Here is a 24,355-nt window from a genome sequence, read left to right as displayed (position 1 = left end):
TCTTTCGTCTCGCCTTCGTCGTCTCCCTCGGCATCGGGATGCTGATGTGGGGAATCGCTTCCGATTTCGCCGTCGCGCAGGCGCAGGAGGCCAATGCGGTCATGATAAAGAACTTCATGTTCTCGCCGATGTCGCTCACGGTCAAAGCTGGTTCGACCGTGACCTGGAAAAATCTCGATGGCGAACCGCATGCGGTTGTCAACGATGCCGGCCTGTTCCACTCCGGCCCGCTCGATCAGAACGACACCTTCCAGTTCAAGTTCGATAAACCCGGTGTCTACAAGGTATTCTGCGGCATTCACCCGTATATGAAAGCGACGATTACCGTCAATTAGGTGCACTCTCTCCCTGAGCTCATGCCGCCAGAGGTTGAGTACCTGTCCGGAAGAAGGCGCGAGGGGGGAGCTCCGTGCTGCGCACTATCAATGCAGGTGCGCAGCACGGATTATCACGTTCCGAATCGTGACGCTGCGCCGACTTAAGGTGTCGGCTTCGTCTGCCCGGTCTGCCCCAGGCCCATCACTGCACTTCTTTCCGCTTGATGTTTGGCGGCAACCTTTGCTTCCGCGGCCTGAATGTCGGCGGGGTAGTCAACGTCGTCGCCCTGGGCCGGGTTATACCCGGCCGCCTCCAGCTCTTCGAGTTCATGTCGCACTTCCGCGCGAGTGAGCTGATGTGCGGCAGGGGCAGACGAAGATTGTGCATACACGCTGGCTGAAGTAGCCATCAGCACCGCGCCCGCGACAACCAGCGCACGTAGTGGCTGGTCAACAAACTGATTCATTGAATCCGATTTCATGATGCTGCTCCTTGCTTCCTGGGATGCTGATTCCCGCGAAGATCAGCCTGGGCTGCACATAATGCGAGCGGTGGTGAGAGGACGGGACGCAGGCGTGCCGTCATCCGCCAGGGAAGATCAGGCGGGACGAAACGCATGTTCAATTGGTAGTGCTGTTCTTCATGGCTGCGCGCTGTTGCGCAAGATGCTCCTGTTTCATGCGCGCGACCTGCGCCGCGAAGATCGGATTGACATCCGGGTACGAGGTATCGGTGACATAGTTCAGGCCGTTCTGCTGCGCTTCGATCAGTTCCTGATAGACCTCGGCGCGTGTCTTGCTCTGGGCAAATGCGCCCGATGACATGAGAACGGACAGCGACATGGCGGCAATGGCGAGCTTCTTCATTTCAGACTCCTGATAATAGCGTGCGGTATGCAATGAGTAGACGCCGCTTCGTCATCAGATATTCCCAAATCTTCGATAAAAGCATTGGCCTGACTGTCCGCGTCAGCTTGCGATCGGCGACATATATCGGATGGCTGGTCGGGGTGATGTCGACCTACGCCAGAGTACTACTGAGCGATTTTGACCGGCGGGGAATAAAAACGACGTGCTGGCGGTTTGATTACTGTCGGTCACGGATCACGGTTACTGCAGGAATTTCACATGGCCGATCCAGTCAGCGCGCAGCGCTTTGAGAAGCTCGTGTTACCTCATATGAATTCCGCCTTCAATGTAGCGCGATGGCTGACGCATAACGACCAGGATGCCCAGGACGTGGTGCAGGAAGCGTATCTGCGCGCGTTCCGTTTTTTTGGCGGATTCCGCGGCGACGATGCCCGTGCCTGGTTGCTAAGCATTGTGCGCAATACCTTCTACACCTGGTATCAGCAGAACCGGGGCCACGCACCGGATACGTTGGAGTTTGAGGAAGATATGCATAGTCTTGAGACGAGTACCGCTGATCACGACGACAATCCTGAAGCGATGCTCATAAGCAGCCAGAGCCGGAGGCGGGTACACAAGGCGTTGCAGAGTCTGCGTCTGGAATACCGTGAGGTGATCGTCCTGCGGGAGCTGGAAGAATTGTCGTACAAGGAAATCGCCACCATTGTGGGCATCCCGATGGGGACCGTGATGTCGCGCCTCGGACGGGGCCGCCAGCAACTTGCGGCACTGCTCGCCCCGACGGATCAGGAGGCATGATGGATCACGAACAGGCCTTCGAATTGCTGCCCGGCTATCTCGACCAGGAATTGAGCCTGTCCGAGGCGCTCGAATGCGAGCGCCATCTGGCAGGCTGCGAGCAGTGTCAGCAGGTCTACTCGCAGCACCGCCAGGTGAGTGCGCAGCTCAGGCGGGCGGATTTGCGCGTCGAGGCGCCCGCTGAACTGGTGAAACGCATCAAGGCGGCGTTGCCGGGGCGGCCATCGCTTTGGCAACGGCTGGTTGAGCTGTTCGGTTGGCGCAGCGGCGGTGGGTCATTGGGCTGGGCACCAGTTGGTGCGATGGTGATGAGTGTGGTCGCGCTGACGTGGAGCGCGGGGTTGTACCTCTCGGTGCCGTCGAGCGAGACGCGCCTGAGTCAGGAACTTGTGGACAACCATATCCGCTCGTTGCAGTTCAACCATCTCTCGGATGTGATTTCAACCGACCGGCACACAGTGAAACCGTGGTTTGACGGCAAGCTGGACTTTGCGCCGCCGGTGGTCGATCTGGCGCAGCAGGGATATCCCCTGGTCGGTGGGCGGCTGGATTACCTGGACGGGCGGCCGGTGGCCGTGATGGTCTATCGGTACAAGCTGCACCCGATCAATCTTTATGTATGGCCGGGCGACGACGCGGGCGCCACGCCTCATATCTATCAGCGGCAGGGCTATCATCTCGCGCACTGGAGTGCTGCAGGAATGAATTACTGGGCAATTACCGATGCCGGGAACATGGAACTGAACGGCTTCATCACGGACCTGCGAGCGCATCCCGCTTCCTAGGTGGCGTCAGGCCTGAGGCATCTGGGACGCCTTGGACAGCACGCGGACGGGAACCGGGTCATGGCGGCCCTTCAGGTGTGCCTCAAGCTGCGGCAGGTCTGCCGCCGAAACGCCGGCATGCTGGAACACCTGTTCGGACACGATAGCGTCGCAAGCGATTTCTTTTGTCAGTTCCTCAAGTCTTGAGGCCACGTTCAGTGGGTCACCAATTGCCGTGAATGTCACATGCTCGCGAAAGCCAATCTCACCCATTACAGCCCGGCCGCAATGCAATCCAATGCCAAACCGGATGGGCGTTTGCAACTGCTGTTCGAGCGCAGCGTTGAGTTGATCAATGTTGGCTGCCACCAACGGCACCGCACAAAGCGCCTGGCGACAAGCAATGGCTGGCTCGCCGTGTAAGCCGAAGATCGCGAGCACAGCGTCGCCCATGAACTGGTTTGGCATACCGCCTGCCTCTACCACCGCGGCACAGACAGCGCTCAGGAAGCGACTGACTACGAATATGCTGTCGAACGGTAGTTGCGCCGCTGCAAGCTGTGTGGAACCCCGCATGTCCACGAACATGAACGCCGCGAATCGCTCTTGCGGCATGACGTCCCGCTGACGCGGTTGCAGGAAGGCCGTGGATGCGGCCGGCGGCACCAATGGCCACACGGAGAGATCATGGATCGGCCGCAGCTGGCAAGCAAGACGCACTGTCTGCGAGTCAACGCCCAGTCGCTCCAGGACGCGCCGCTCCGCTTCGGCTGGCGTGGGCAGCGGCACATCGCTGAGCACGCGCACTCTACACAATGTGCAGCGGGCACGGCCACCGCACGTGCTCGCATGGGGAACTCCGGCCATCCGGCTCGCTTCCAGCACCGAAAATCCGAGCGGCGCGAATACCTTGCGCCCCTCTGGGTACAAGATGCAGAGCCGGCCGTGCCGGCGCTCCCGGACCGTGCGCAGCAGCCGCGCCCCAAGTACCAACAGCAGCGCGCCACCATCGAAGAGCAAAAAGTCGTTGCGCAGATCGGCGAGCCAGAGATTTTGCAATCCCGTCCCGACGACCGTCGACCGAGTCGCCGCGGCGCGCCAGACGGGATCCTGCGCAAGCGCAATCACTTCCCGTCCGCCTTGCAGGAAGCCTAGCAGAGCGAGCACCGGGAGCAGCACAGCGACGCTCAGCAACACGCTTCGCCACGCCCCAAACCATGGCTTCAACCGCAACCAGAACCAGACGCCGCAACACCCATGCGACCAGGCGACCACCAACAGCACCAACTGTGCTCGACCGAAGAACGGCGAAGCGATCCAGAACGAGTACAACAACTGCGCGTAACCCTTGTTCAGGCCGAACGCGGCAAATGCGACCCGAGTATTGGCGAGATGGTTGGCTAGCAGCGGCGGAATGCAAAGACCGAGGACGAGCTGCGTCGCCTCACCCCGATTCCAATGCACCGAGCGCCGCTCATACAGAGCCCACAGACCCAGGAAGAAATGCGTCACGAGCGCGCTGTACAGCACGCCTGTTCCAAGCCATCCCTGCCAGATAAACTTCTGTACAAGCAGACCACGCTCCAGCAACGCGAGCGAGATATTCCCTAGCGAGTGATTCAGGAGGTGCGCCCCTACATAGGTGAACAGCACCAGTCCGGTGGTCAACCGAACCGATCGCACTCCCGCCGGCCGCCATCTTTGAATACTGGGAAAGCGCAACATGCTCTGCTCTCCACCCTCTCGATCAAAGGCATTTCGTTAGGAGATCGACCGGCGGGGCTCGGTTCGATGTGGTTGCAACGGGCGTTTAGTCATGCATCCATCGGCTTGTCGCCAAGGTAGCGGAGCTCTTTGAGAAACGCCAGCTTGGACCGGGCCTGCTTGCGACGCCAAACCGGGCGACCACGTGCCTCGACACTTCTATTGTGGAGCTTGATCTTTCAAAGCGTCCCTTCAGGAATATTACTACTGTCGATCAAGCGACTGACTAAACTGAGCGCACGCCCTTTGCTGAACGCACCGAGACTAGCAGGATGATCCCGGCCAGCAGGTACTGCGCGACCACCACATACATGCTGTAGACCATACTGCCGCTGTGCTGTGTGATCAGCCCGTTGATCGCCGGACTCGCCGCTGGACCAAGGTTGCCGAGGCTGCTGATGAGTGCGATGCCCGCGGCGGCAGCACCTGCTGACAGAGACTCGCTAACGAGCGTGAAGAAAACTGGCGTCGCAGCAGCGATGCCGATCACGGCGAACGACAGCGCCATCAGCCCGCCCACCAGGTTGCCCTGAAGCAGCGTGGTGCTCCACAGGCCGAGTGCCGCGACGGCAACACAGGCCGCGAAATGCCAGCGGCGCTCATGCAGCCGGTCAGAGCTGCGCCCAATCAGGATCATCCCAATCACGCCACATCCGTTCGGGAACACCGCCAGGATGCCGACCACCAGCACGTCCTTGACCCCCCAGCTCTGGATCAAGGTCGGAGCCCAGAACACTATTGTGTAGGTCGCCCCTAGCAGCAGAAAATACACCAGCGACAGCAGCCAGACCTTGGGGTTGCGCAGGATGTCCCCCAACTTCGCGTGGATCTCGCTCTGAGCATCATTCCTGTCGTGTTCGAGACTGTAATACACGAGGTCCTTCTCGGCAGGCAAAAGCCATTTCGCGTCCGCTGGCTTGTCCTCCAGAAACAGGAAAACAAGAATACCGAGTGCTACCGCGGGAAGTCCCTGAAGCAGAAACAGCCACTGCCAGCCGGACAAGCCGTTGACACCATGCAGGTACTTCAGGATCGCGCCGTTCAGCGGCCCCGCGATCACGCTGACAATGGTTGTCGCCGACATGAAGATTGCGATCGCCTGGCCGCGACGCGCCGACGGATACCACCATGTGAAGTACAGAATGATGCCGGGGAAGAAGCCTGCCTCGAAGACGCCAAGCAGGAAGCGGGCGATATAGAACTCGGTCGGCGTTGCGACGAACATTGTCGCCGCAGCGACGATGCCCCAGCACACCATGATCCGCAGCAACGTCTTGCGCGCACCGATTCTCGCTAGTAGCAGGTTGCTTGGAACTTCGAAAAGAAAGTAGCCGAGAAAGAAGATGCCGGCGCCGAGGCCATAGACCGCGTTGTTCCACGGCAGCGTCTGTTTCATCTGTAGCTGCGCATAGCCGATGTTGACGCGATCCAGGTAAGCGATCATGTACGAGACCACCAGTATCGGCAGGATCCGCCAACTGATCTTTAGAAACACTGCATCGGTCGCCTTGGTCAGCGAGGATTGCGATGGCGGAGCGCTAGTAATCGCGCCAGATTTCATGACTTGTCTCTTTCCGGGCTTAAGCCTGGTGTCGTCGCGGCCGGTATACCCCGACCGCAGTCGTCTGGGAACGTTCAGAACGAGTGGCGAATGCCGAGGTCGGCGGCGAATTGGGAACCAGGTACGCCAAAGAGCGCGCCGTTGATCGCGAGGCCGGTGTTCATGCCCCCATGGTTGTTGACGTAGGCGACCTGGCTATAGAGCGTGGTGCGCTTTGACAGCGAGTAGTCGACGCCGAGCGAGCCGAGGATCGAATGGTTGTTGGAGTTGTTGCCGTCGCGGGTGTACCAGGCGCCGCCGTCGAGGGAGAGGGCGGGTGTGAGCTTGTAGGCGAGGCCGCCGGAGATCACACGGTTGTCGAAGGAGCCGGCGACCTTGTAGAGCGTGTAAGTGGCTTTGACAGTCAGGCGGTCGAAGTAGTAGGTGGCGCCGATGTTGCGCCCGGAGAAGGCGATGGTGCTAGGGTTCGGGATGGTGGCCGCGGAGCCGCCGGAGTTGCCGTTATACATTGCGGCGGTGATCAGCAAGCCGCTGTAGTGATATGTGAGCCCCGCTGAATACTGTTGTCCGGCCTGGAAGTTACCCGGAGACCCACCGAATGCGTACATCGCGCGGCCCTGGATGCCGGCAATCTCGGGCGACGTGTACATAACGGAGTTGGGGTTGAAGAGGCCGGTGACGATGACGTTGTCGACGTAGCTGACGAGCCCGCTGCCAAACTGCTTGAGGTCCCGGGGGTCGTTCGCGAAAATGGACAACAGGAACGGCGAAAACTGAAGGCCGGCGGTGACGGTGCCGAAGCCGCCGGTGACGCCGACCCAAGCCTGGCGGCCAAAGAAGTTGCCGTTGGAGTTCCCGAATCCCCCGTTGGAGATGTCAATGCCGCTTTCGAGAGTGAAGATGGCGGCGAGTCCGCCGCCGAGATCCTCGGTTCCGCGCAGGCCGAAGCGAGACGCGTTTTCGCCGGCAGATTCAAAGGAAAACTGGTGTCCTTCGCTGGCGCCGGTGGCGAGGTTGGCCGTCTTGCTGGTATAGAGGATCGAGGCGTCGGTGATGCCGTAGAGGGTGATACTACTTTGCGCATGAGCAGCGGGTGCGCTGGCGAATGTGACGGCTAGTGTGCAGGCGCCGCCGACGGCGGCGTCTCGAATGGCACGAATGGTGGAAATCTTTTTCGTCATGAAGGGTGTCTCCTTTAGTTCATAGTATGTAAATGAATGGCGCGATACCGGCGTGAACGGCGGTGTGATTCGGTGTTGTCGCGTTGAGTAGAGCGTTGCGCGTAGACGCGACCAAGCCGAAGCGTTTTATATGTCGTTATAAATTTTGGATGCCTAATCATGCTTCAGGTACTTGCCGATTTGCCGTTGCATAATCCCTGGTCCCTATTTACGCGCAATTCACGCGTGGGAACTTGACTCGCGCCGCCGGAATTTGTACTTTGCGCGCCACATCTCACCAGACAGCGTAGCCAGCTAACCGGATCATCGTCGACGACCCGTTCAACACCTGCGTCGCGGCACGCGGCAAGTCCTACAAGACAAAATGGTCGCGAATGAGACCCCGCGCCAAATGCGCGTACTCTTTCAGTCGACAACGCGATACCATCGGGTAAATTCCCTCTCGCAGCGAACCATCTCAAGTGACGATCTGTATCTAGAATGCAAGGCTACCTACCCAGTGTTGTGTTGACCGGAGCTGCTCCTCTGCTTGAGGTGCTCGGCGTTCAACCCGAGTTGGTTGCGGCCGGAACCGATCTGCCGGAGCTTGCGCTCCGTTCCGCGGATGTGCCGATCCGGGGTGCGCAAGTGCTTCGATTCCTTTCGCTAGCTGCCGAAGTTACGCAATGCCGGAACTTTGGACTAAGGCTGGCCGAATATCAGGGCCTTGCGGTCCTGGGGCCGATCCTTGTCATGATGCATGGTGCTCGTACCATCGGGGAGGCAATGGATACGCTTGCCGAGTTCTACGTACTACATACGTCGATGTCTTCTGTACGGGCTGTGCGGGACGATCAGGGAATGGTTTTGACTTACGACCTTGAAAACGCTTCCGGTCCCGGAGAGGTTCAGGCAGTTGAACTGGGTCTCGCTAACGGTATGCAGTATTTGCGTACCATCTGCGGTACCGCCTGGCAACCGGCCGTTGTGCAATTCCGTCATTCGGCGCCTGCGGACTGCACAATGCACAGGCGTACGTTTGGAGCATCCCTCGAGTTCGATCAGGACAGAAACGCGATTGTCCTCGATCGCGGTACGGTGACGCGTCCGGTGACACAATTTCGCCGTAACGCGCATCGTGTGCTCGAGGCACATTTGCGGCGAGAAAGAGCCCAGGTGGAGGCGCTATGGGTGGTGCGCACGCAAACGATGATTCGCGCACTTTTGCCGTTCACGGACAGTTCGCTCAACGCCATAGCGCGAGCGCTCGCCATGTCCCCGCGGTCCTTGCAACGTCGCCTCTCCGAGGCCCGCACGACGTTCGATGAACTGCGGGAACAAGTTCGTGAAGATCTCGCACTTAAGTATGTGCAGCAGTCGAACCTGCGTCTCGCCGAGATCTCGGAACTGCTCGGTTATTCGCAGCAAAGCGCATTTAGCCGTGCGTTCAAGCGACTGCGGGGCGTCACGCCCCGGCAGTTTCGAGCAATGCGTCACGGAGCTGACCCCGGACGCTCTGCTGAGTAGCCATAGCCTGCCCTGCGTTTCACGCGGCGACGAACGCTGGATTCAGGAATTCCGGATCGGGATATTGATAGAAGCCGCGTCCCGTCAGTTCACCGAGATGCCCTGTATCGATGAAATGCGTTTTCACGTATTCCGCCATGCGCCGATGCGTCGAATCACCCGACCGTTCCGCAAGCGCGCGGGTCACGTTATAGACGGTCGTCATGCCGATTCTGTCGAGAACGCCGAAAGGGCCAATGCGATCCTCCTTGGCAATCATCCACGCCTTGTCGATCGTCTGAACATCTGCGACCTCGTTGACCAGCAGACCCAGCGCGGCGACCAGCATGGGCACGAGCATTGTGTTCAGCAGGCAGCCGGACTGCTCCTTGCGCAGCGGCAAAGGCACCATGCCGATGCGATGCGCAAACTCAACCACGCGCGCGAATACGGCGGGGTCGGTGCCCGCATGCCCCATGATTTCCGCAATATTGTGCTTCCAGATCTCGTTCGCGAAATGCAGGCTCAGCACGCGCTCGGGCCGGTCGCTGAACATTGCGAACTGGCTCGGCACCAGTGTCGACGAGTTGCTCACAAAGATGGTGCCGGCCGGCGCTACTGCCGACAGTGAACGGTAGAAAGACTGCTTGATTGCCAGATCTTCAGGGATCGCTTCGATGACGAGGTCCGTGCCGGCGACGGCCAAACCGAGGTCGGTATTGCCCTCGATGCGTGCCAGCGTGGCTTCGATCTGCTCGCGAGACGCGCCGAGGTCCGCAGCGTAGACGCGCCCTAGCGCATCGAAACGGGCGTTCGCGCGATCGAGGCATGCGGTATCGACGTCGTAGGCTACGACGTCGATACCGGAAAACGCACACTGAAAGGCGATCTGCGCGCCGAGCACGCCGGTGCCGGCCACCATGACGCGTGCGATCGGCTGATTGTCGTTTAGGGAATGAGTAGGCATGAGTGACGGGTGCGGTGCGTATCGTAGATCGGATGGGCCGGATCTTTTGCCAGTACGAGGATTCACGCCAGCGGCGAGGCGGCGAGATGGTCGAGCAGCAATGGGATGATCCGGTCCGGCGCTTCTTCCGGGAGCCAGTGACTTGCCCCCTCGAGTATTTCGAAACGGTAGGGCCCGTCGACAAAGCCCTCCGTGAGCAGTGCGGCTTCGCGGCCCAGGGCGCGGTCTTCGGATCCCCAAACGTAGAGTGTCGGGACGGCAACGCGGCCTGCGGGATAAGACAGATCGTCGGGGAGCGCGCGATACCAGTTCAATGTCGCGGAAAGCGCGCCCGGTTCACTGAGGCGCCGCACGTTGTCGTCCACGAGCGAAGCTGGAACGCGTCCGGCGTATGCGGCCCGCAGCGCCGCTGCTCCGTCCGCCAGCAGGCGTTGCTCTGCGACACCCCCTGGTTGACGAAATGCACGAACATAATCCAGGCGCTTGTATTGGTCTTCTTGATGGAGCGCCGCTTGCAGCGCTAACGGATGTGGCGTGGCCAGCACGGACAGCGAACTCACGCGGTGTGCATGCGTCGAGGCGAGCCCCCACGCAACCAGCCCGCCCCAATCGTGGGCAATCAGATGGAAGCGTCCTGCGCCCAGTTGATTGGCGAATGTCAGGGCGTCCGAGTGGAGATGCCCGGCTGCGTAGGATGCAATGTCTTTCGGCCGGGCGTTCTCAGCGTAGCCGCGCTGATCCACAGCGACTGCCCGGTAGCCTGCTGCGCCGAGCGCGGCCAGAATCTCGCGCCAACAGTCGGCGAATTCCGGCCACCCATGCAGCAGGAGAACGCACTCCCCGCTCCGCGGCCCCGCGGCCAGAGCTTTGTGGGTATGCGGCCCGCAGGCCAGTGTCAGCTCTTCCAGGGGCAGAAGCGGTGCGGAGGGTGCAAGGTGAGTCATCGGTGTGATCTCCGTGAGGCAGAAGCGTGGATCAGGTGCGTCGACGTCGCTTAGCGGCCGCCCTGGCAGCCGATCAGGTCGATCTCGGGCAACTCATTGGCTTTGCAGTAGTCCTGATAGCGGCTCAAAGCCGTCCGCCACGTCTCGACGAATGTGACCTTGCCGTCTTCGTCGAGGAAGTGGAGCTCACCGGTCGACACCACGAGCGCCATACCATTGTCGTCGTCGGAGAGATTCGTGAACGAGTGTGACGACTCCGAGGGCTCAAACACGAAATCGCCGGCTTGCGCGATCCAGTCGTGCTGGTCGTATTTCCAGCGACCGCTGAGGGTGTAGACCATCACCGTGCCGGTATGGCGATGAATATGCGCGCCTTCGCCTTTGGCCGCCTTCATGAGCAGGACCACTTCGCCCGTGACGGGGTTGATCTTGAAGTACTTGAGTAGAATCCTGTCGTTGATCGGCGCGAAGGGAATCCACGGCGTGGCGTTTCCAGCGATATGGACCGTGTCGATCGCGGAAACATCGTTGAGGGCTAGCGTCGCTTCTGCGTTCATGGAATGAGTCTCCGATTGTGTTGGGGGCTGGACGTGCGCAGCGTGAACCGTGCGCAATCTCCAGTGCCTATTCAATCGCAAGTCGCCCGTCGGAACTTGACCTGTGCCGCCCCATTTTGTACTTTACGCGCCAGGTTTTTCTTCTCTGGACCGGAAGGAAAGTGTGGTCCTGTAGCGAGGCGCAATGCGGCGTCAAACGACGCCGTCAGCCTTCAACCGTGAGAGCCGTTCGTCCGACAGACCAAGCAGCGACTGCAGAACATCCTTCGTGCCTTCCCCGAGTTGCGGCGGTGCGCTTCGTACTGGCAAGCGCGCACCGTCGAAGCGGTAGGGCGGAGCGAGGACGTGCGTGCTGCCGGCCTCCGGATGCGGCTGCGTCGTCACGAGCCCGGCGTCCGTCGCGCGCTTCGAGGTGAGTGCCTCGTGAAGACCGAGCACTTCGCCACATGGAATGCCGGCCTGAGCCAGGCGCTCCAGCAACACCCTGCGTGCTCTCCGGCCAATCTCGCGCTTGAGTTCGGGCACGAGAGCCTCGCGGTTCGCCGCACGGCCGATGTTCGTCTGGAAGCGCTCGTCTTCGGCAAGATCCGGGCGTTCAATCACATCGCGACAGAAGCGCGTGAACTGACTGTTGTTGCCGACCGTGATGACGAGCGGTCCATCGGCCGCATCGAATACGCCGTAGGGCACGATCGAGGGATGCGCGTTGCCGTAACGCGGCGGGTCTTCGCCCATGATCAGCGCTTCCAGCCCGTAATACGACGTGATCATCAGGCCGCAATCGAACAGCGCCATTTCGATGTGGCGTCCCTTGCCGGTCTTCTGGCGCTCGAACAGCGCTGCGAGCACCGCCTGGGCGGAGTACATCCCGGTGAACAGGTCGACGGCCGCAACGCCGAATTTCAGGGGCGGCTGATCGGCTTCGCCGTTGAGCGCCATCAGCCCGGCCTCGCCTTGAACCACCAGATCGTAGCCGGGACGTGCGGCTTCCGGTCCCGTGCGGTCATAGCCGGAGATTGAGCAGTAGATCAGGTCCTCATGTTCCTGCTTCAGTTGCTCGTATCCGAGGCCCAGCTTTTCCACGCCGCCGAACTTGAAGTTCTGGATCACGACGTCGCACTTCTGCGCCAGCTCCCGCGCGATCTGCTGGCCCTCGGCGGTTTGCAGGTCGAGGCTCACGGAGCGCTTGTTGCGGTTGACGCTGTTGAAATAGGCTGTCTCGGTCGAACCGACGCGCAGGCCCCAATCGCGGGTGTCGTCGCCGCGCTTCGGGTGCTCGACCTTGATGACTTCGGCGCCGAGGTCACCCAGCACCATGGAACACCACGGTCCGGCAAGTATCCGGGAGAGATCGAGAACGCGAATGCCGGCGAGCGGCAGTGAGGAGGGCAGGTTAGACATGGCAAATCCAGGTTGACAGGGGGTATAGCGAGGAGGTCACTTCTAGTCGACCGGGTGCAGGCTGGAGGTGAGTGCGTCGTCCGCAACTTGCGTGGAACTCTTCATCGATCCGATCCCTAACCCGAGTCTCGAGCGCCCGAGGTTCGGAATTATTGGGACGATCGTCCTAATTTGTCAATTTTTTAGACAGTTGACCTATTTTGTAGTGGCAGGAATCGCTGCAACCAGCAGGCGCCGTATGGTGCGCCGAAATCGCTTGCCTTCGGGGTCCTCTCCAGAGAGTGTCATTTGCAGTGCATTGAAGAAGTGCGCATCAAGCAGGAGAAATGTCTGATGGATCGTTCCGCGTGATGCCTCAGGCTGCTGCAGATGAAGAAGTGTAGAGGTGGCGTTCTCCAGATCCCGCTCGATCTCCGAGGTGGCCGCGCGCAAACCTGGATTAAACAGTGCTTGAGCGCGTAGGTCGTACCAGAGACGATGAATCTTCGCGTCGCGCGTAGCGGCTGCGATTAGCAAGTCGATGACAGAGGTTACGCGGTTCTTCGTGGTTCCTTCCTGCTCCATCGCTTCCACAAGACGACCAATGAAGCGGGTCTTGTAGCGACGTATTGTGTAGAGAATGAGGTCGGTCTTGCTCTCAAAGTAATAGTGCAGTTGCCCTAAGTTGATTTCTGCAGCTTCCGCGATGTCGCGCAGCGACGTTTCAGCGTACCCGTGTTCCGCAAAGCACCTGATCGCGTGGTCAGCGATCTCGATCCGACGATTTTCGCGCTTTTCGGTTTGTTGCATGTCGTAGTATTCCCGTTGTTTGTGCCTCGTTCTCTGGCCTTTCCCACACTATCGGAAAGAACAGGCGAGTGGCGCGTAAAGTACAAAATAGGGCGGCACAGGTCAAGTTCCCACGGACGACTTGCGATTGAATAGGCACTGGAGATTGCGCACGGTTCACGCGGCGCACGCCCAGCCCTCAACACAATCGGAGACTCATTCCATGAACGCAGAAGCGACGCTAGCCCTCAACGATGTTTCCGCGATCGACACGGTCCATATCGCTGGAAACGCCACGCCGTGGATTCCCTTCGCGCCGATCAACGACAGGATTCTACTCAAGTACTTCAAGATCAACCCGGTCACGGGCGAAGTGGTCCTGCTCATGAAGGCGGCCAAAGGCGAAGGCGCGCATATTCATCGCCATACCGGCACGGTGATGGTCTACACCCTCAGTGGTCGCTGGAAATACGACCAGCACGACTGGATCGCGCAAGCCGGCGATTTCGTGTTTGAGCCCTCGGAGTCGTCACACTCGTTCACGAATCTCTCCGACGACGACAATGGTATGGCGCTCGTGGTGTCGACCGGTGAGCTCCACTTCCTCGACGAAGACGGCAAGGTCACGTTCGTCGAGACGTGGCGGACGGCTTTGAGCCGCTATCAGGACTACTGCAAAGCCAATGAGTTGCCCGAGATCGACCTGATCGGCCAATAGCACGCCTGCATAACCCGGCTCGAGAGCATCGCCGAGATGCCACTACGCGGACGCCGCTGGTGGATGCATTCGTGAACCGGGTACCCACTATCGGAACCAAGGAGATGTAGATGCACGACCAGGCGATGAATCCGACGCCGTCAGCCTATGCTTATCCATTGCTGATCAAGCACCTGCTGCATACGCCACTCGCCCACGCGCCGAACCAGGAGATCGTGTACAGAGGGCAGAAGCGGCTGACCTACAGGACGCTGGGCGAACGCATTGCGCGGCTCGCCGGTGGTCTGAGTGGACTCGGAGCGCAGCATGGCAGTACCGTCGCGGTCATGGACTGGGACAGTCATCGCTACCTCGAATGCTACTTCGCCATCCCGATGATGGGTGCCGTCTTGCAGACGGTGAACGTGCGGCTCTCGCCGTCAGAAATCGCCTATACGATCAATCACGCCGGCGCGGAGATCCTGCTCGTTCACACCGATTTTCTACCTGTGGTGGAAGCGATCAAGGACAAGCTCGAAACGGTGCGCACATTCGTCTGGATCGAAGAGGAAGGCAGCGAAGCATGCGCCCACACGATTCCGTTCTCCGACGAATACGAAAGCCTGCTTGCCAGGAGCGCGTCCACTTATGCGTTCCCGGATTTCGACGAGAACACACGGGCCACCACGTTCTACACGACAGGAACCACCGGCTTGCCCAAGGGCGTCTACTTCTCACATCGGCAACTGGTGTTGCACACGATTACCGCCATGGCTGCGCTGGCGAGCCCGGTGTCGGGGCAACGTTTTCATCGCGGCGACGTGTACATGCCGCTTACTCCGATGTTCCATGTTCACGCCTGGGGCATACCCTACATCGCCACGGTGCTCGGTGTGAAGCAGGTTTATCCAGGACGCTATGTGCCGGAGCGGCTCGTGCAACTGGTGCGCGACGAAGAGGTCACGTTCTCGCACTGCGTCGGCACGATTCTGCACATGCTGTTGAACTGTCCAGAGGCAAAGGATGTCGATCTGGGCAAGTGGAAGGTCATCATTGGCGGCGGCGCATTGCCTCACGGCCTCGCGCGCGCCGCGCTCGACCGTGGCATCGATATCTTTACCGGCTACGGCATGTCCGAGACGTGCCCCATGCTGAGCCTCGCGCAGTTGAGGCCGGACAGCGGGGACATCCACACGGAAGAGGAGGTGCGCCTGCGCTGCAAGACCGGCTATCCAGTGCCGCTCGTCGACTTGCGCATTGTGAATGAGAACATGGAAGACGTCGCGCACGACGGCAAGGCGTATGGAGAGATCGTCGTGCGCGCACCGTGGCTTACCCAGGGCTATCTGAAGAATCCGGAGGCGTCCGAGCAGCTCTGGGAAGGCGGCTATCTGCATACCCAGGATATTGCCAACATCGACGCGACGGGCAATCTGCAGATCACCGATCGCATCAAGGACGTGATCAAGTCAGGCGGCGAGTGGGTCTCGTCGCTTGAAATCGAAAGCCTGATTTCGCAGCATCCAGGTGTTGCGGAAGTTGCCGTAATCGGTGTCAAGGACGAAAAGTGGGGCGAACGGCCCGTGGCGCTGGTTGTACCCAGGAAGGGCCTAACTACAACGCTTACGGAGGAGGATGTCAAAAAGCACGTCCTCGCGTTCAGCGAGAAAGGGCAGATCTCGAAGTACGCGGTACCGCAGATCGTCAAGCTCGTCGAGGCGCTCGAAAAAACGAGCGTCGGCAAGATGAACAAGAAACGTCTGCGTGAACTGTTTATCTGACCGGTGAAATGGAGGAGACGAGACGATGAGCATCCCGGGCTATAGCGTGGCAACGCTTGACGAGTTCGTTGGCGAGGAGTTGGTCATCTAGTCAACAGACGGTTACGCCTATCACGATCTCTGTCGCGCAACGTCGAGATTGGCCACGCCGTGTCGCGTGCTAGATGCTCGAGAGGACTTCCGCTATTCTGTCAGTTGTTTAATAGCCAGGCCGTAATGACCATGGATCTCGACAAAATCGACGCTCGCATTCTTGACCTTGTGCAACGTAACAATCGCCTGACCAGCGACGAGCTTGGAGAGAAGGTCGGATTGTCCGCAACTGGGGTCCAACGTCGACTGAAGCGGTTGCGATCAGAGGGCGTGATTGAAGCAGACATTTCAATCGTTTCACCCAAGGCGATTGGCCGGAACGTGACGATGTTGGTCCTGGTCACCTTGGAGCGGGAGCGGGCGGACATCGTTGACCGCTTCAAGCAGGCGATCTGCAATACTACCGAGGTAATGAGCGGCTTCTACGTTACGGGTGATGCAGACTTTGTTCTACTGGTTACTGCAAACAATATGGAAGACTACGAGCAGTTTACCAGGCGTTTCTTCTACGAGAATACGGATATTAAGTCTTTCAAAACGATGGTTGTTATGGATCGCGTTAAAGCTGGCTTTACTCTGCCGATGCCTTTGGGCGCATCAATTTAGATTGGGTTGGAAAGAAAGAAACTCCTAAACATCGCGCGACGTAAAGGAGCTAACTATCGGACTTAAGAGCGGTCAGAGAAACTTAGGAATGCGTCGGCTCTTTGGCCAGTTCGTTCGCAACCTGTGAGACCGCCTGACGAGCAATGCCAACGATTTCGTCGATCTCCGCCCTGGTAATCGTGAGCGGAGGAGCGAAACCCAGGATGTCGCCGTGCGGCATCGCGCGAGCGATCAGCCCGCGGTCCCGAGCGGCTTTTGACACTCGTGCCCCGACCTTCAGTTGCGCGTCAAAGCGTTGCTTGGTCGCCGGGTCAGCAACGAATTCAACCGCTGCCATGAGGCCAACACCACGAACCTCACCGACGATCGGCGAATCGCTGAACGCATCCTCTAGTGCCGTCTGGAAATATTCGCCGACGTTGGCGGCATTTCCGGGGAGGTCCTCACGCTCGACGATGTCGAGGACTGCATTCGCAGCTGCAACGCCAATCGGATGGCCAGAGTACGTGTAGCCATGCGAGAAGGCACCGACCTTCTGTGCACCTGCGTCGAGCACCTCATAGACCTTTTCACCCACGATACATGCCGACAGTGGCGCGTACGCCGACGTGAGCCCCTTCGCGACGGTGATGAGGTCCGGCTCGATCCTGTACTTTTGCGAACCAAACATCGCGCCGGTACGACCGAAGCCTGTGATCACTTCGTCTGCAATCAGCAGGACATCGTATTTCGCCAGAACCGGTTGGATCGCTGCCCAGTAGCCTTCCGGTGGAGGCGTGATGCCGCCCGTGCCGAGGACAGGTTCAGCGATGAATGCACCGACAGTTTCCGGGCCTTCACGAAGAATGAGTTCCTCCAGCTCGCGAGCACGACGTGCCGAGAACTCCAGCTCCGTCTCTCCCGGATTTGCACCCCAATAATAGTGGGGTACGCCCGTATGCAAAATGCCCGAGACCGGCAGGTCCATGTAGTCGTGATAGAAGCTCATGCCCGTCATCGAGCCGGACACAACCGAGCACCCGTGGTATCCGCGTTCACGCGCGATGATCTTCTTCTTCTTCGGCAGCCCGCGAAGATTGTTGTAGTACCAGACGAGCTTCGCCTGCGTTTCGTTGGCGTCGGAGCCGGAAAGGCCGTAGAACACCTTGCTCATCTTGCCCGGCGCCATCTTGACGAGGCGGTCAGACAGTTTGGCAAGCTCTTCCGTCGTGTGTGCGGCGTACGTGTGGTAATAGGCGAGCTTGTAGGCTTGCCGCGCAATCGCCTCGGCGACTTCGTCGCGGCCGTAGCCAATGTTGACGCAGTAGAGGCCGGCGAACCCGTCAATGTACTCGCGGCCTTCGGCGTCGCGAATGCGAATGCCCTTGCCACCTTCAACGATCGTGGGATCTCCGGCCTTCCCGGCAGCAAAATCGTGAAGCTGCGTGAACGGGTGGAGGACCGAATTGCGATCCATTTCCGAAATCTTTTTGATATCCATGTCTATCTCCTCAATCCTTCAAATTGCCGAAGCAGGTGTACTTCTGCTCCATGTAATCACCCATGCCGTAGCGCGATCCTTCCCGCCCAAGGCCCGACTGCTTCCATCCCCCGAACGGAATCGATGCACCCGTGAACTTCGGCGTATTGACGGCCACCATCCCGTACTCCAGTCGATCGGACATACGCATCGCACGATTCAGGTTGCTCGTGTAGACATACGCAGCGAGACCGTATTCGGAATTGTTTGCGCGTTGCAGTACTTCAGCTTCGGTATCAAACGGCAGGATTGCGGCGACCGGACCGAACGTCTCCTCCTTCGCAATATCCATGTCATCTGCGACGTCAGCCAGAACTGTCGGAAGAACGAACTGGTGCCCCAGCGGAGAGGTGCCTCCACCTGCAACGACGCGAGCTCCCGCGCTTATTGCCTGGCCAATCTGGTCGCGACATTTCGCAGACACAGACGGACGCGTCATCGGGCCGATGTCGGAGCTGGGATCCAGACCATGTCCCACCTTCAGGTCTTTGACAGCGGTCGAAAACTTCTCGACGAACTGCTCGTAGATGGATCGCTGGACGTAGATTCTGTTTGCCGCAAGACAATCCTGGCCGGACGTCGAAAACTTCGCGTCGATACAGCCCTCGACCGCGAGCTCGAGAGACGCGTCATCAAATACGATGAAAGGTGCGTGACCGCCCAGTTCCATCGAGACCTTCTTGACCGTCTCTGCCGACTGGCGCAGCAGGATTCGGCCCACCGTGGTCGAACCGGTGAAGCTGAAGGAGCGGACCTCCGTAGCTTCAAGAAGACGTTTGGACATCTCGGCCGCGTCGCCGTTGATGACCTGAAACACACCCGCCGGCATACCTGCTTCGTCAGCCAGTTTTGCGATGGCCAGCGCGCATAGCGGAGTTTCCGGCGCGGGCTTGATGATCATCGGGCAACCCGCTGCGAGCGCGGCGCCGGCCTTACGCGTAATCATCGCGATCGGAAAATTCCAGGGCGTAACTGCCGCCGTCACTCCGATTGGGTGCCAGGTGACAGTCAGCCGGCTACCCGCCAGGTGGCTCGGAATAGTCTCACCATAGGCACGTTCGCCTTCGGCTGCAAACCAGTCGAGAAAATTCGCGGCGTACTCGATCTCCCCGCGCGATTCCTTGATAGGCTTGCCTTGCTCCGACGTCATGATTACGGAGAGGTCTTGGGAGTTGCTCCGCAGCAATGCAGCCCACCTTCGAAGAATCGCGCCACGTGCGGTCGGAACAAGTTCGCGCCAGCCTTCAAACGCAGCTCGCGCGGCATCGACCGCGGCATCAACGGCGTGCGCGGAAAGCATGTCCACCTGGGCAATCACCTCGCTGGTTGCGGGATCGATGACACTTATCTTCTCCTCGCCGGCTTTCCACGAACCGTTCACGTAGGACCGGTGTTCCAACAGGTCCGCGCGGCCCAGCGAAGCCAGTGCATTTCTTGCTAACTCTTTCACGACGTGTCCTTATAAGCTCGTCAAACGACGTATACATGGTAGCGTCGGTGCCTCGCTGAAAAAGCGCACTTGAATTGATTGTGACGTCGAATTCCGGCGATGTTCCTCTCGCTATGCAGCTTTTCAACGCCGCGTGGCATTGAGGGTGTATTCCCGTCGAGGCGACTGGCCGCTACACGCACGACCGCACGAGCTACGGCTCTTGGCCCGGCGCACAACATCTCCGGTAGTCAAACAACCGACGATTCACTGCCAGTTGAAGGTCCGCACAAATTGTGCGCGACGAAGAAAAAAACGCAGATTCTCTGCGTGATGCAGCGACCAAACGCCGTATTGCGCTTTTATTGCCGGCGGAAACTCTCTTCATTCCGAATGAACTCGAGGAGAGGAGGCATGAAACCTGGCTCACGTCGCGAAGCCGTTCAGATCGGACATCCCGCTGCCGACAGTGCTTCGCAACGCAACGTGACGACGGAGTCCACTGACCATTCCGATTTCAGTAATCACGCATACGCTCGAACGGAAGGGAAACAGCGATTTGGCGCTTCAGCAGAGGCGCATTTAATTGGATGGCATACGGCCTTCTATGGTGAAGAGCGTGTGACGGATGGTTCCTTGAGTTACCCGTAATCTCGAAAGATTCACGACGAACGGCGTGGTTGCGCCTTTTGCTTTACATACGCTTATAACGCTACATCTTGAGTTATCTCACGTTCAATAACAGGTGGTGATCATGCGCAAAATTGAATCCCTTTCGTATATTGCGGCACTCTCGTCGCTCTCATGTGCTTTCGCGGCCGTCTACTCGGCACCGGCGGTCGCAGATGAGACAGTGGTGATCGGCCATGTTGCACCGCTCACCGGCCCTGTCGCACAGTTGGGTAAAGACAACGAGAATGGTGCAAGGCTCGCGGTCGAAGAGATCAACGCAAAAGGCCTCGTGATTGGTGGTCAGAAGATCGTCCTGCAATTGGACGGTGAAGACGACGGCGCAGACCCGAGGACGGCTACCCAGGTGGCACAGAAGCTCGTTGACGAGAAAGTGGTGGCCGTCGTTGGCCACATGGAGTCGGGCACTTCGATTCCGGCATCGAAAATTTATAGCGACGCGGGAATTACGATGATCACACCATCGGCGACCAACCCGACTCTCACGCGACAGGGTTTCAAAAACGTCTTCCGCCTGGTTGCCACTGACGCGCAACAAGGTCCTGCGCTGGCAAACTATGCAAGCGAGAAACTGAAGATCAAAACCGTTGCGATCGTTGACGATGCTACGGCATACGGCCAGGGCTTGGCGGATGAGTTCGCAAAGGCGGCAAAAAACCTGGGTATCCAAGTCCTGTCTCGAGACACCACGAACGACAAGGCTGTCGATTTTCACGCCATTTTGACGAAAATCAAGAGTGAAAAACCTGACGCAATCATGTATGGCGGTCTGGATGCAACCGGGGGGCCTTTCACCAAACAGTCCGCACAACTCGGCTTGCAGGCGAAGATTCTTTCTGGTGATGGCGTATGCTCTGACAGATTGGAGGCGCTGGCGGGAAGCGCAGTTGATCGCGTAGTGTGCTCTCAGCCTGGAGCGTCCCCGGAGAAGATGCCAGGAGGCGCCGCGTTCAAGGCCAAATATCAAAAGCGTTTTGGGCATGCGATGGAAATCTATGCACCGTTCACCTACGACGCCGTGTATATCGTGGTAGATGCGATGCGTCGTGTGAATTCGACAGATCCGGCAAAGATTCTGACTGCGACGCCGGCCACCGACTATCGCGGCGTTACTGGTGAAACCAGATTTGATGAGAAAGGGGATCTTCGGAACGGTGTGATCTCGATCTTTGACTATCAAAACGGGAAGAAGACGTTCGTCGACCAAGTGACGATGTAAGCGGTTCCGTCCGGGAGCAGCTGATCGAGTCGAGCTTCCGGATGTTTGTCTCTCAAGTTATGAGGTATTGTCAATGAGCGAAATCTCAAGTGACGCCGGATTTCCAAAGCTTCGAAAGTTTTTCGATCGCGCGGAATATTTGGTTCGCTTAGAAAAAGTACGTACCGAGATGGTCGCGAGAGGCATGGATCTGCTGATCGTGTCGGACCCCGCCAATATCGGTTGGATGTCGGGGTACGATGGCTATTCGTTTTACAACCATCAATGTGTGGTTGTTTCGATGGATAACGAACCCGTCTGGTTCGGACGCGGCATCGATTTCAACGGTGCCAAAGCGACCACTTACATGACCGATTCCGCATTGTTCGCGTACCCGGAGGAGTATGTCCAGCGTGACTTGCATCCGATGGAGTACCTTGCTCGCGAAGTGATTGCGGGTCGTCACTGGGAAGGTTTGGCTATCGGGGTGGAAATGGACAGCTTCTACTTTTCTGCGGCGTCGCTTACGACACTGCAGAAGCATTTGCCGAAGAACTCGTGGGTGGATGCCACAGGGCTCGTTAACCGTCAACGCGCCGTGAAGTCGGAGACCGAACTGCGCTATATGCGGATCGGGGGGCGCATCCTGGAGAAGATGTACGCTCGAATCCTCGATTTGATCGAGCCGGGTATGCGGAAGAACGATCTGGTTGCTGAAATTTTCGCAACCGCGATTCGGGGTGTGGATGATTTCGGTGGGGATTATCCGTCGATTGTGCCTCTGGTCCCGACCGGAATTGAGGCTGCTACTCCTCATTTGACGTGGGACGATTCGAAGTTCCAGCGCGGTGCGGGTACCTTCTTCGAAATTGCAGGGGTTTATAGAAGATACCACTGTCCGTTGTCGAGAACGGTATATATCGGTCAGCCTCCGCAGAAATTCCTGGACGCGGAAAAAGCGGTTATTGAAGGAATTGAGGCTGGGCTTGAAGCTGCCAAGCCGGGAAACACGTGCGAGGATATTGCAACGGCCTTCTTTTCTGTCATGAATCGGCACGGCATTCAGAAAGGTGGTCGCGTGGGCTATCCGATCGGAATGAGCTATCCCCCAGACTGGGGCGAGCGTACTACGAGCCTGCGCGTAGGGGATAAAACAGTGCTGGAGCCGGGCATGACTTTCCACTTCATGCCCGGCCTGTGGTTCGAGGACTGGGGACTGGAGATTACCGAGAGCATCGTCATTACACCGACAGGTTCATCATGTCTGTGCGATGTTCCGCGGAAGCTCTTTGTCAAAAACTGACTTGTTCGAAGTTGACACATGTTCCGGGAGAAGTGGATGAGGGCATTGCTACTCAACTTCTCCGGAGCACTGTGAGTTGATGGTTGTGCGAAACGGTGACGACCAGGGCGCCGGTGATGTCTAACTAAGGTATCCTGATCTACAGCAAGGCGCCACACGAGCTTTTATCAAGGAGTGCCCCGATGCTGGCTTCACCAATAACCCCCACTGTCGATTTCGACGCCGATGGCGAGCAACATGGGTTCTTGAAACTGCCGTACTCACGGGACGATTCTGCGTGGGGTGCGGTCATGATTCCGGTTGCGGTCGTGAAACGTGGTGAGGGACCAACCGTGTTGCTTACGGGCGGCAACCATGGGGACGAATACGAAGGCCCCGTTGCGTTGTCGAAGCTTGCAGGCGAGCTTCGCGCACATGACGTGCGTGGACGGGTCATTATCATTCCGTTCATGAACTATCCGGCGTTCCAGGCCGGTACACGCACTTCGCCGATCGACGCGGGCAACCTGAACCGCAGCTTCCCTGGCAGGCCCGACGGCACCGTGACGGAGAAAATCGCTGACTACTTCCAGCGGTACCTGCTCCCGCTTGCGGATTGCGTGCTCGACATTCACGCTGGCGGTCGCACGCTCGATTTCGTGCCGTTTGCCGCGATCCACGTGCTCGACGACACGGCTCAGCAGGCACGCTGCGAGACCGCGATGCGAGCATTCGGCGCCCCGTACTCGATGCGGCTTCTCGAACTCGACAGCGTCGGGATGTTCGACACGGCAGTCGAGGAGGCTGGCAAGGTGTTCGTATCGACGGAACTCGGCGGCGGCGGTGCGTCAACGGCGAAAAGCGTCGCTATTGCTGACCGGGGCGTGCGTGGCTTCTTGCGGTACGCCGGCGTCCTGGAGGGTGATGGGCAACCGGGTACGGAGCGGCGCACGACAACACTCCTCGATATGCCGGACGGATCCTGCTACACAACCAGCGACCACGGCGGATTGCTGGAGATGTGCCGCGACCTGGGCGAAACGGTTACGTGCGGCGATGTCCTGGCACGCATCTACGACACGAGTCGCACCGGCGTGCCGGCGGTCGAATACAGAGCACGGCGAGACGGGATTGTCGTAGCCCGACACTTTCCTGGGTTGGTGAAAGTCGGCGACACGATCGCGGTTGTTGCAATAGTCGTCGAGCGCGATGTGGTAGTGGCCGGCTGAGTTGTTCTCAGAGAGGCGCGATTGCTGCTATCGCGGCTCTGGGCTCGCGTCGGCCCATTCAACCTGTAACCTCTTCTGTAAAACAATCCCGATGTCTCAACTTGCACCGATTGACCTGGGTGGAATATACGGCTCTGGTGCAAGTAGGCAGTTTTGACGAGATTTCTGGTATGAGAAGGATACCGTATCAAGTAGAAAGGACGGAATTCCAGGCAGCAGCCACGTCGCGCTTTGAGCTGGGCATGAAGTCGACGGTCTGGCCGGCCCGATCAACCGATCGATAAAGGTAAATCCACTTGCCGCGAACTTTCAGATAGGTTTCGTCGACACGCCACATAAGGATTCCTTGTCATCGCGGAACTTTCTTGCCGTGGCGACCTTATCGCGAAACAACCGATAAACGTCTATCTCCAGTGACCCGAACGAGAAGGCGCACCCTCGGTGCTACGACTTG

General features: G+C 58.7%; 23 protein-coding genes and 1 pseudogene. 11 read left to right on the top strand and 13 right to left on the bottom strand.

All coding sequences use genetic code 11. The features are described from left to right. Positions 1-38: 38 nt before the first annotated feature. Positions 39-335 (top strand): cupredoxin domain-containing protein, encoded by a 297-nt coding sequence (locus tag P3T25_RS01060; protein WP_233464776.1) that lies wholly within the window; start codon positions 39-41, stop codon positions 333-335. Between the two features lie 143 nt (positions 336-478). Here P3T25_RS01060 and P3T25_RS01055 read toward each other — a convergent pair whose 3' ends face one another. Together P3T25_RS01055 and P3T25_RS01050 are read right to left on the bottom strand one after the other, a co-directional pair. Next, positions 479-799, bottom strand: a complete 321-nt coding sequence (locus P3T25_RS01055) for a DUF4148 domain-containing protein (RefSeq protein WP_154559156.1) — start codon at positions 797-799, stop codon at positions 479-481. A 139-nt stretch (positions 800-938) separates the two neighbouring features. Then, positions 939-1,184, bottom strand: coding sequence for a DUF4148 domain-containing protein (locus P3T25_RS01050; protein WP_154559155.1), 246 nt, complete (start codon positions 1,182-1,184; stop codon positions 939-941). Between the two features lie 261 nt (positions 1,185-1,445). On the opposite strand from P3T25_RS01050, the gene P3T25_RS01045 reads away from it, so the two are divergent. Continuing rightward, on the top strand, positions 1,446-1,985 hold the full coding sequence (locus P3T25_RS01045; RefSeq protein WP_429357265.1) for a sigma-70 family RNA polymerase sigma factor: 540 nt from the start codon (positions 1,446-1,448) through the stop codon (positions 1,983-1,985). Then, on the top strand, positions 1,982-2,770 hold the full coding sequence (locus tag P3T25_RS01040; protein ID WP_429357264.1) for an anti-sigma factor family protein: 789 nt from the start codon (positions 1,982-1,984) through the stop codon (positions 2,768-2,770). The genes P3T25_RS01045 and P3T25_RS01040 overlap by 4 nt, the downstream gene beginning before the upstream one ends. Before the next feature lie 6 nt (positions 2,771-2,776). Here P3T25_RS01040 and P3T25_RS01035 read toward each other — a convergent pair whose 3' ends face one another. The 3 genes from P3T25_RS01035 to P3T25_RS01025 form a co-directional block, all read right to left on the bottom strand. Continuing rightward, on the bottom strand, positions 2,777-4,474 hold the full coding sequence (locus P3T25_RS01035) for an adenylate/guanylate cyclase domain-containing protein (protein WP_429357263.1): 1,698 nt from the start codon (positions 4,472-4,474) through the stop codon (positions 2,777-2,779). Positions 4,475-4,739: 265 nt separating this feature from the next. Further along, the gene (locus P3T25_RS01030; RefSeq protein ID WP_429357262.1) at positions 4,740-6,074 is read right to left on the bottom strand and encodes an MFS transporter; all 1,335 of its coding nucleotides are present in this window, start codon (positions 6,072-6,074) and stop codon (positions 4,740-4,742) included. A gap of 74 nt (positions 6,075-6,148) precedes the next feature. Then, the gene (locus P3T25_RS01025) at positions 6,149-7,255 is read right to left on the bottom strand and encodes a porin (RefSeq protein ID WP_429357261.1); all 1,107 of its coding nucleotides are present in this window, start codon (positions 7,253-7,255) and stop codon (positions 6,149-6,151) included. Between the two features lie 480 nt (positions 7,256-7,735). On the opposite strand from P3T25_RS01025, the gene P3T25_RS01020 reads away from it, so the two are divergent. After that, a complete protein-coding gene (locus tag P3T25_RS01020; protein ID WP_429357260.1) occupies positions 7,736-8,761 on the top strand; it encodes an AraC family transcriptional regulator in 1,026 nt (341 codons plus the stop codon). Between the two features lie 19 nt (positions 8,762-8,780). Here the strand turns inward: P3T25_RS01020 and P3T25_RS01015 are convergent, their stop codons facing one another. From P3T25_RS01015 to P3T25_RS00995, 5 genes are all read right to left on the bottom strand, one after another. Further along, on the bottom strand, positions 8,781-9,707 hold the full coding sequence (locus P3T25_RS01015; protein ID WP_429357259.1) for a 3-hydroxyacyl-CoA dehydrogenase: 927 nt from the start codon (positions 9,705-9,707) through the stop codon (positions 8,781-8,783). Positions 9,708-9,769: 62 nt separating this feature from the next. Beyond that, positions 9,770-10,651 (bottom strand): alpha/beta fold hydrolase, encoded by an 882-nt coding sequence (locus P3T25_RS01010; protein WP_429357258.1) that lies wholly within the window; start codon positions 10,649-10,651, stop codon positions 9,770-9,772. Between the two features lie 50 nt (positions 10,652-10,701). Then, on the bottom strand, positions 10,702-11,208 hold the full coding sequence (locus tag P3T25_RS01005; RefSeq protein ID WP_266256966.1) for a 2,4'-dihydroxyacetophenone dioxygenase family protein: 507 nt from the start codon (positions 11,206-11,208) through the stop codon (positions 10,702-10,704). Between the two features lie 192 nt (positions 11,209-11,400). Continuing rightward, complete coding sequence (locus P3T25_RS01000; RefSeq protein WP_154559145.1) at positions 11,401-12,609, bottom strand: CaiB/BaiF CoA transferase family protein; 1,209 nt, start codon at positions 12,607-12,609, stop codon at positions 11,401-11,403. Between the two features lie 195 nt (positions 12,610-12,804). Next, positions 12,805-13,398 carry a TetR/AcrR family transcriptional regulator gene (locus tag P3T25_RS00995; RefSeq protein WP_266256964.1) on the bottom strand — a complete coding sequence of 198 codons (594 nt, stop codon included), beginning with the start codon at positions 13,396-13,398 and terminating at the stop codon, positions 12,805-12,807. 202 nt (positions 13,399-13,600) lie between these two features. On the opposite strand from P3T25_RS00995, the gene P3T25_RS00990 reads away from it, so the two are divergent. From P3T25_RS00990 to P3T25_RS00980, 3 genes are all read left to right on the top strand, one after another. After that, a complete protein-coding gene (locus P3T25_RS00990; RefSeq protein ID WP_429357257.1) occupies positions 13,601-14,095 on the top strand; it encodes a 2,4'-dihydroxyacetophenone dioxygenase family protein in 495 nt (164 codons plus the stop codon). 110 nt (positions 14,096-14,205) lie between these two features. Then, the gene (locus P3T25_RS00985) at positions 14,206-15,855 is read left to right on the top strand and encodes a fatty acid--CoA ligase (RefSeq protein ID WP_429357256.1); all 1,650 of its coding nucleotides are present in this window, start codon (positions 14,206-14,208) and stop codon (positions 15,853-15,855) included. A 222-nt stretch (positions 15,856-16,077) separates the two neighbouring features. Then, entirely contained in the window at positions 16,078-16,554 is a 477-nt protein-coding gene (locus P3T25_RS00980; RefSeq protein ID WP_172176542.1) for an Lrp/AsnC family transcriptional regulator, read from the top strand. Positions 16,555-16,636: 82 nt separating this feature from the next. On the opposite strand, the gene P3T25_RS00975 is transcribed toward P3T25_RS00980, so the two are convergent. Both P3T25_RS00975 and P3T25_RS00970 read right to left on the bottom strand, forming a co-directional pair. Further along, a complete protein-coding gene (locus tag P3T25_RS00975; protein WP_429357255.1) occupies positions 16,637-18,034 on the bottom strand; it encodes an aspartate aminotransferase family protein in 1,398 nt (465 codons plus the stop codon). A 10-nt stretch (positions 18,035-18,044) separates the two neighbouring features. Continuing rightward, positions 18,045-19,523 carry an NAD-dependent succinate-semialdehyde dehydrogenase gene (locus P3T25_RS00970; RefSeq protein ID WP_429357254.1) on the bottom strand — a complete coding sequence of 493 codons (1,479 nt, stop codon included), beginning with the start codon at positions 19,521-19,523 and terminating at the stop codon, positions 18,045-18,047. Positions 19,524-19,916: 393 nt separating this feature from the next. Between P3T25_RS00970 and P3T25_RS00965 the strand changes: the two genes are divergently transcribed. The 4 genes from P3T25_RS00965 (at position 19,917) to doeB (ending at position 23,901) form a co-directional block, all read left to right on the top strand. Beyond that, positions 19,917-20,153, top strand: a complete 237-nt coding sequence (locus tag P3T25_RS00965; protein ID WP_429357253.1) for a hypothetical protein — start codon at positions 19,917-19,919, stop codon at positions 20,151-20,153. A gap of 103 nt (positions 20,154-20,256) precedes the next feature. Beyond that, a complete protein-coding gene (locus P3T25_RS00960) occupies positions 20,257-21,411 on the top strand; it encodes a branched-chain amino acid ABC transporter substrate-binding protein (protein ID WP_429357252.1) in 1,155 nt (384 codons plus the stop codon). A gap of 73 nt (positions 21,412-21,484) precedes the next feature. After that, complete coding sequence (doeA, locus tag P3T25_RS00955) at positions 21,485-22,693, top strand: ectoine hydrolase DoeA (RefSeq protein ID WP_429357251.1); 1,209 nt, start codon at positions 21,485-21,487, stop codon at positions 22,691-22,693. Between the two features lie 182 nt (positions 22,694-22,875). After that, positions 22,876-23,901 (top strand): N(2)-acetyl-L-2,4-diaminobutanoate deacetylase DoeB, encoded by a 1,026-nt coding sequence (gene doeB, locus P3T25_RS00950; RefSeq protein WP_171925970.1) that lies wholly within the window; start codon positions 22,876-22,878, stop codon positions 23,899-23,901. 211 nt (positions 23,902-24,112) lie between these two features. On the opposite strand, the pseudogene P3T25_RS00945 reads toward doeB, so the two are convergent. Then, positions 24,113-24,235, bottom strand: a pseudogene (locus P3T25_RS00945) (DDE-type integrase/transposase/recombinase); the annotation flags it as partial. Positions 24,236-24,355 lie beyond the last annotated feature (120 nt).

It is taken from the genome of Paraburkholderia sp. GAS32 (assembly GCF_050434225.1).
Lineage (GTDB): Bacteria > Pseudomonadota > Gammaproteobacteria > Burkholderiales > Burkholderiaceae > Paraburkholderia > Paraburkholderia madseniana.
Note: the sequence above shows the minus strand (reverse complement) of the source record. Positions and strands in the feature narration are given on the sequence as shown.

Excerpts from the sequence above, each read along its gene's own strand:
- P3T25_RS00990 (WP_429357257.1), top strand. The coding sequence starts at position 13,601 with ATGAACGCAGAAGCGACGCTAGCCCTCAACGATGTTTCCGCGATCGAC.
- P3T25_RS01005 (WP_266256966.1), bottom strand. The coding sequence starts at position 11,208 with ATGAACGCAGAAGCGACGCTAGCCCTCAACGATGTTTCCGCGATCGAC.
- doeA (WP_429357251.1), top strand. The coding sequence starts at position 21,485 with ATGAGCGAAATCTCAAGTGACGCCGGATTTCCAAAGCTTCGAAAGTTT.
- P3T25_RS01025 (WP_429357261.1), bottom strand. The coding sequence starts at position 7,255 with ATGACGAAAAAGATTTCCACCATTCGTGCCATTCGAGACGCCGCCGTC.
- P3T25_RS00975 (WP_429357255.1), bottom strand. The coding sequence starts at position 18,034 with ATGGATATCAAAAAGATTTCGGAAATGGATCGCAATTCGGTCCTCCAC.
- P3T25_RS01030 (WP_429357262.1), bottom strand. The coding sequence starts at position 6,074 with ATGAAATCTGGCGCGATTACTAGCGCTCCGCCATCGCAATCCTCGCTG.
- P3T25_RS00960 (WP_429357252.1), top strand. The coding sequence starts at position 20,257 with ATGCGCAAAATTGAATCCCTTTCGTATATTGCGGCACTCTCGTCGCTC.
- P3T25_RS01060 (WP_233464776.1), top strand. The coding sequence starts at position 39 with ATGCTGATGTGGGGAATCGCTTCCGATTTCGCCGTCGCGCAGGCGCAG.
- P3T25_RS01015 (WP_429357259.1), bottom strand. The coding sequence starts at position 9,707 with ATGCCTACTCATTCCCTAAACGACAATCAGCCGATCGCACGCGTCATG.
- P3T25_RS00980 (WP_172176542.1), top strand. The coding sequence starts at position 16,078 with ATGGATCTCGACAAAATCGACGCTCGCATTCTTGACCTTGTGCAACGT.
- P3T25_RS01010 (WP_429357258.1), bottom strand. The coding sequence starts at position 10,651 with ATGACTCACCTTGCACCCTCCGCACCGCTTCTGCCCCTGGAAGAGCTG.
- P3T25_RS01045 (WP_429357265.1), top strand. The coding sequence starts at position 1,446 with ATGGCCGATCCAGTCAGCGCGCAGCGCTTTGAGAAGCTCGTGTTACCT.
- P3T25_RS01035 (WP_429357263.1), bottom strand. The coding sequence starts at position 4,474 with ATGTTGCGCTTTCCCAGTATTCAAAGATGGCGGCCGGCGGGAGTGCGA.
- P3T25_RS01020 (WP_429357260.1), top strand. The coding sequence starts at position 7,736 with ATGCAAGGCTACCTACCCAGTGTTGTGTTGACCGGAGCTGCTCCTCTG.
- P3T25_RS01050 (WP_154559155.1), bottom strand. The coding sequence starts at position 1,184 with ATGAAGAAGCTCGCCATTGCCGCCATGTCGCTGTCCGTTCTCATGTCA.
- doeB (WP_171925970.1), top strand. The coding sequence starts at position 22,876 with ATGCTGGCTTCACCAATAACCCCCACTGTCGATTTCGACGCCGATGGC.
- P3T25_RS01000 (WP_154559145.1), bottom strand. The coding sequence starts at position 12,609 with ATGTCTAACCTGCCCTCCTCACTGCCGCTCGCCGGCATTCGCGTTCTC.
- P3T25_RS00985 (WP_429357256.1), top strand. The coding sequence starts at position 14,206 with ATGCACGACCAGGCGATGAATCCGACGCCGTCAGCCTATGCTTATCCA.
- P3T25_RS01040 (WP_429357264.1), top strand. The coding sequence starts at position 1,982 with ATGATGGATCACGAACAGGCCTTCGAATTGCTGCCCGGCTATCTCGAC.
- P3T25_RS01055 (WP_154559156.1), bottom strand. The coding sequence starts at position 799 with ATGAAATCGGATTCAATGAATCAGTTTGTTGACCAGCCACTACGTGCG.
- P3T25_RS00965 (WP_429357253.1), top strand. The coding sequence starts at position 19,917 with ATGAAACCTGGCTCACGTCGCGAAGCCGTTCAGATCGGACATCCCGCT.
- P3T25_RS00995 (WP_266256964.1), bottom strand. The coding sequence starts at position 13,398 with ATGCAACAAACCGAAAAGCGCGAAAATCGTCGGATCGAGATCGCTGAC.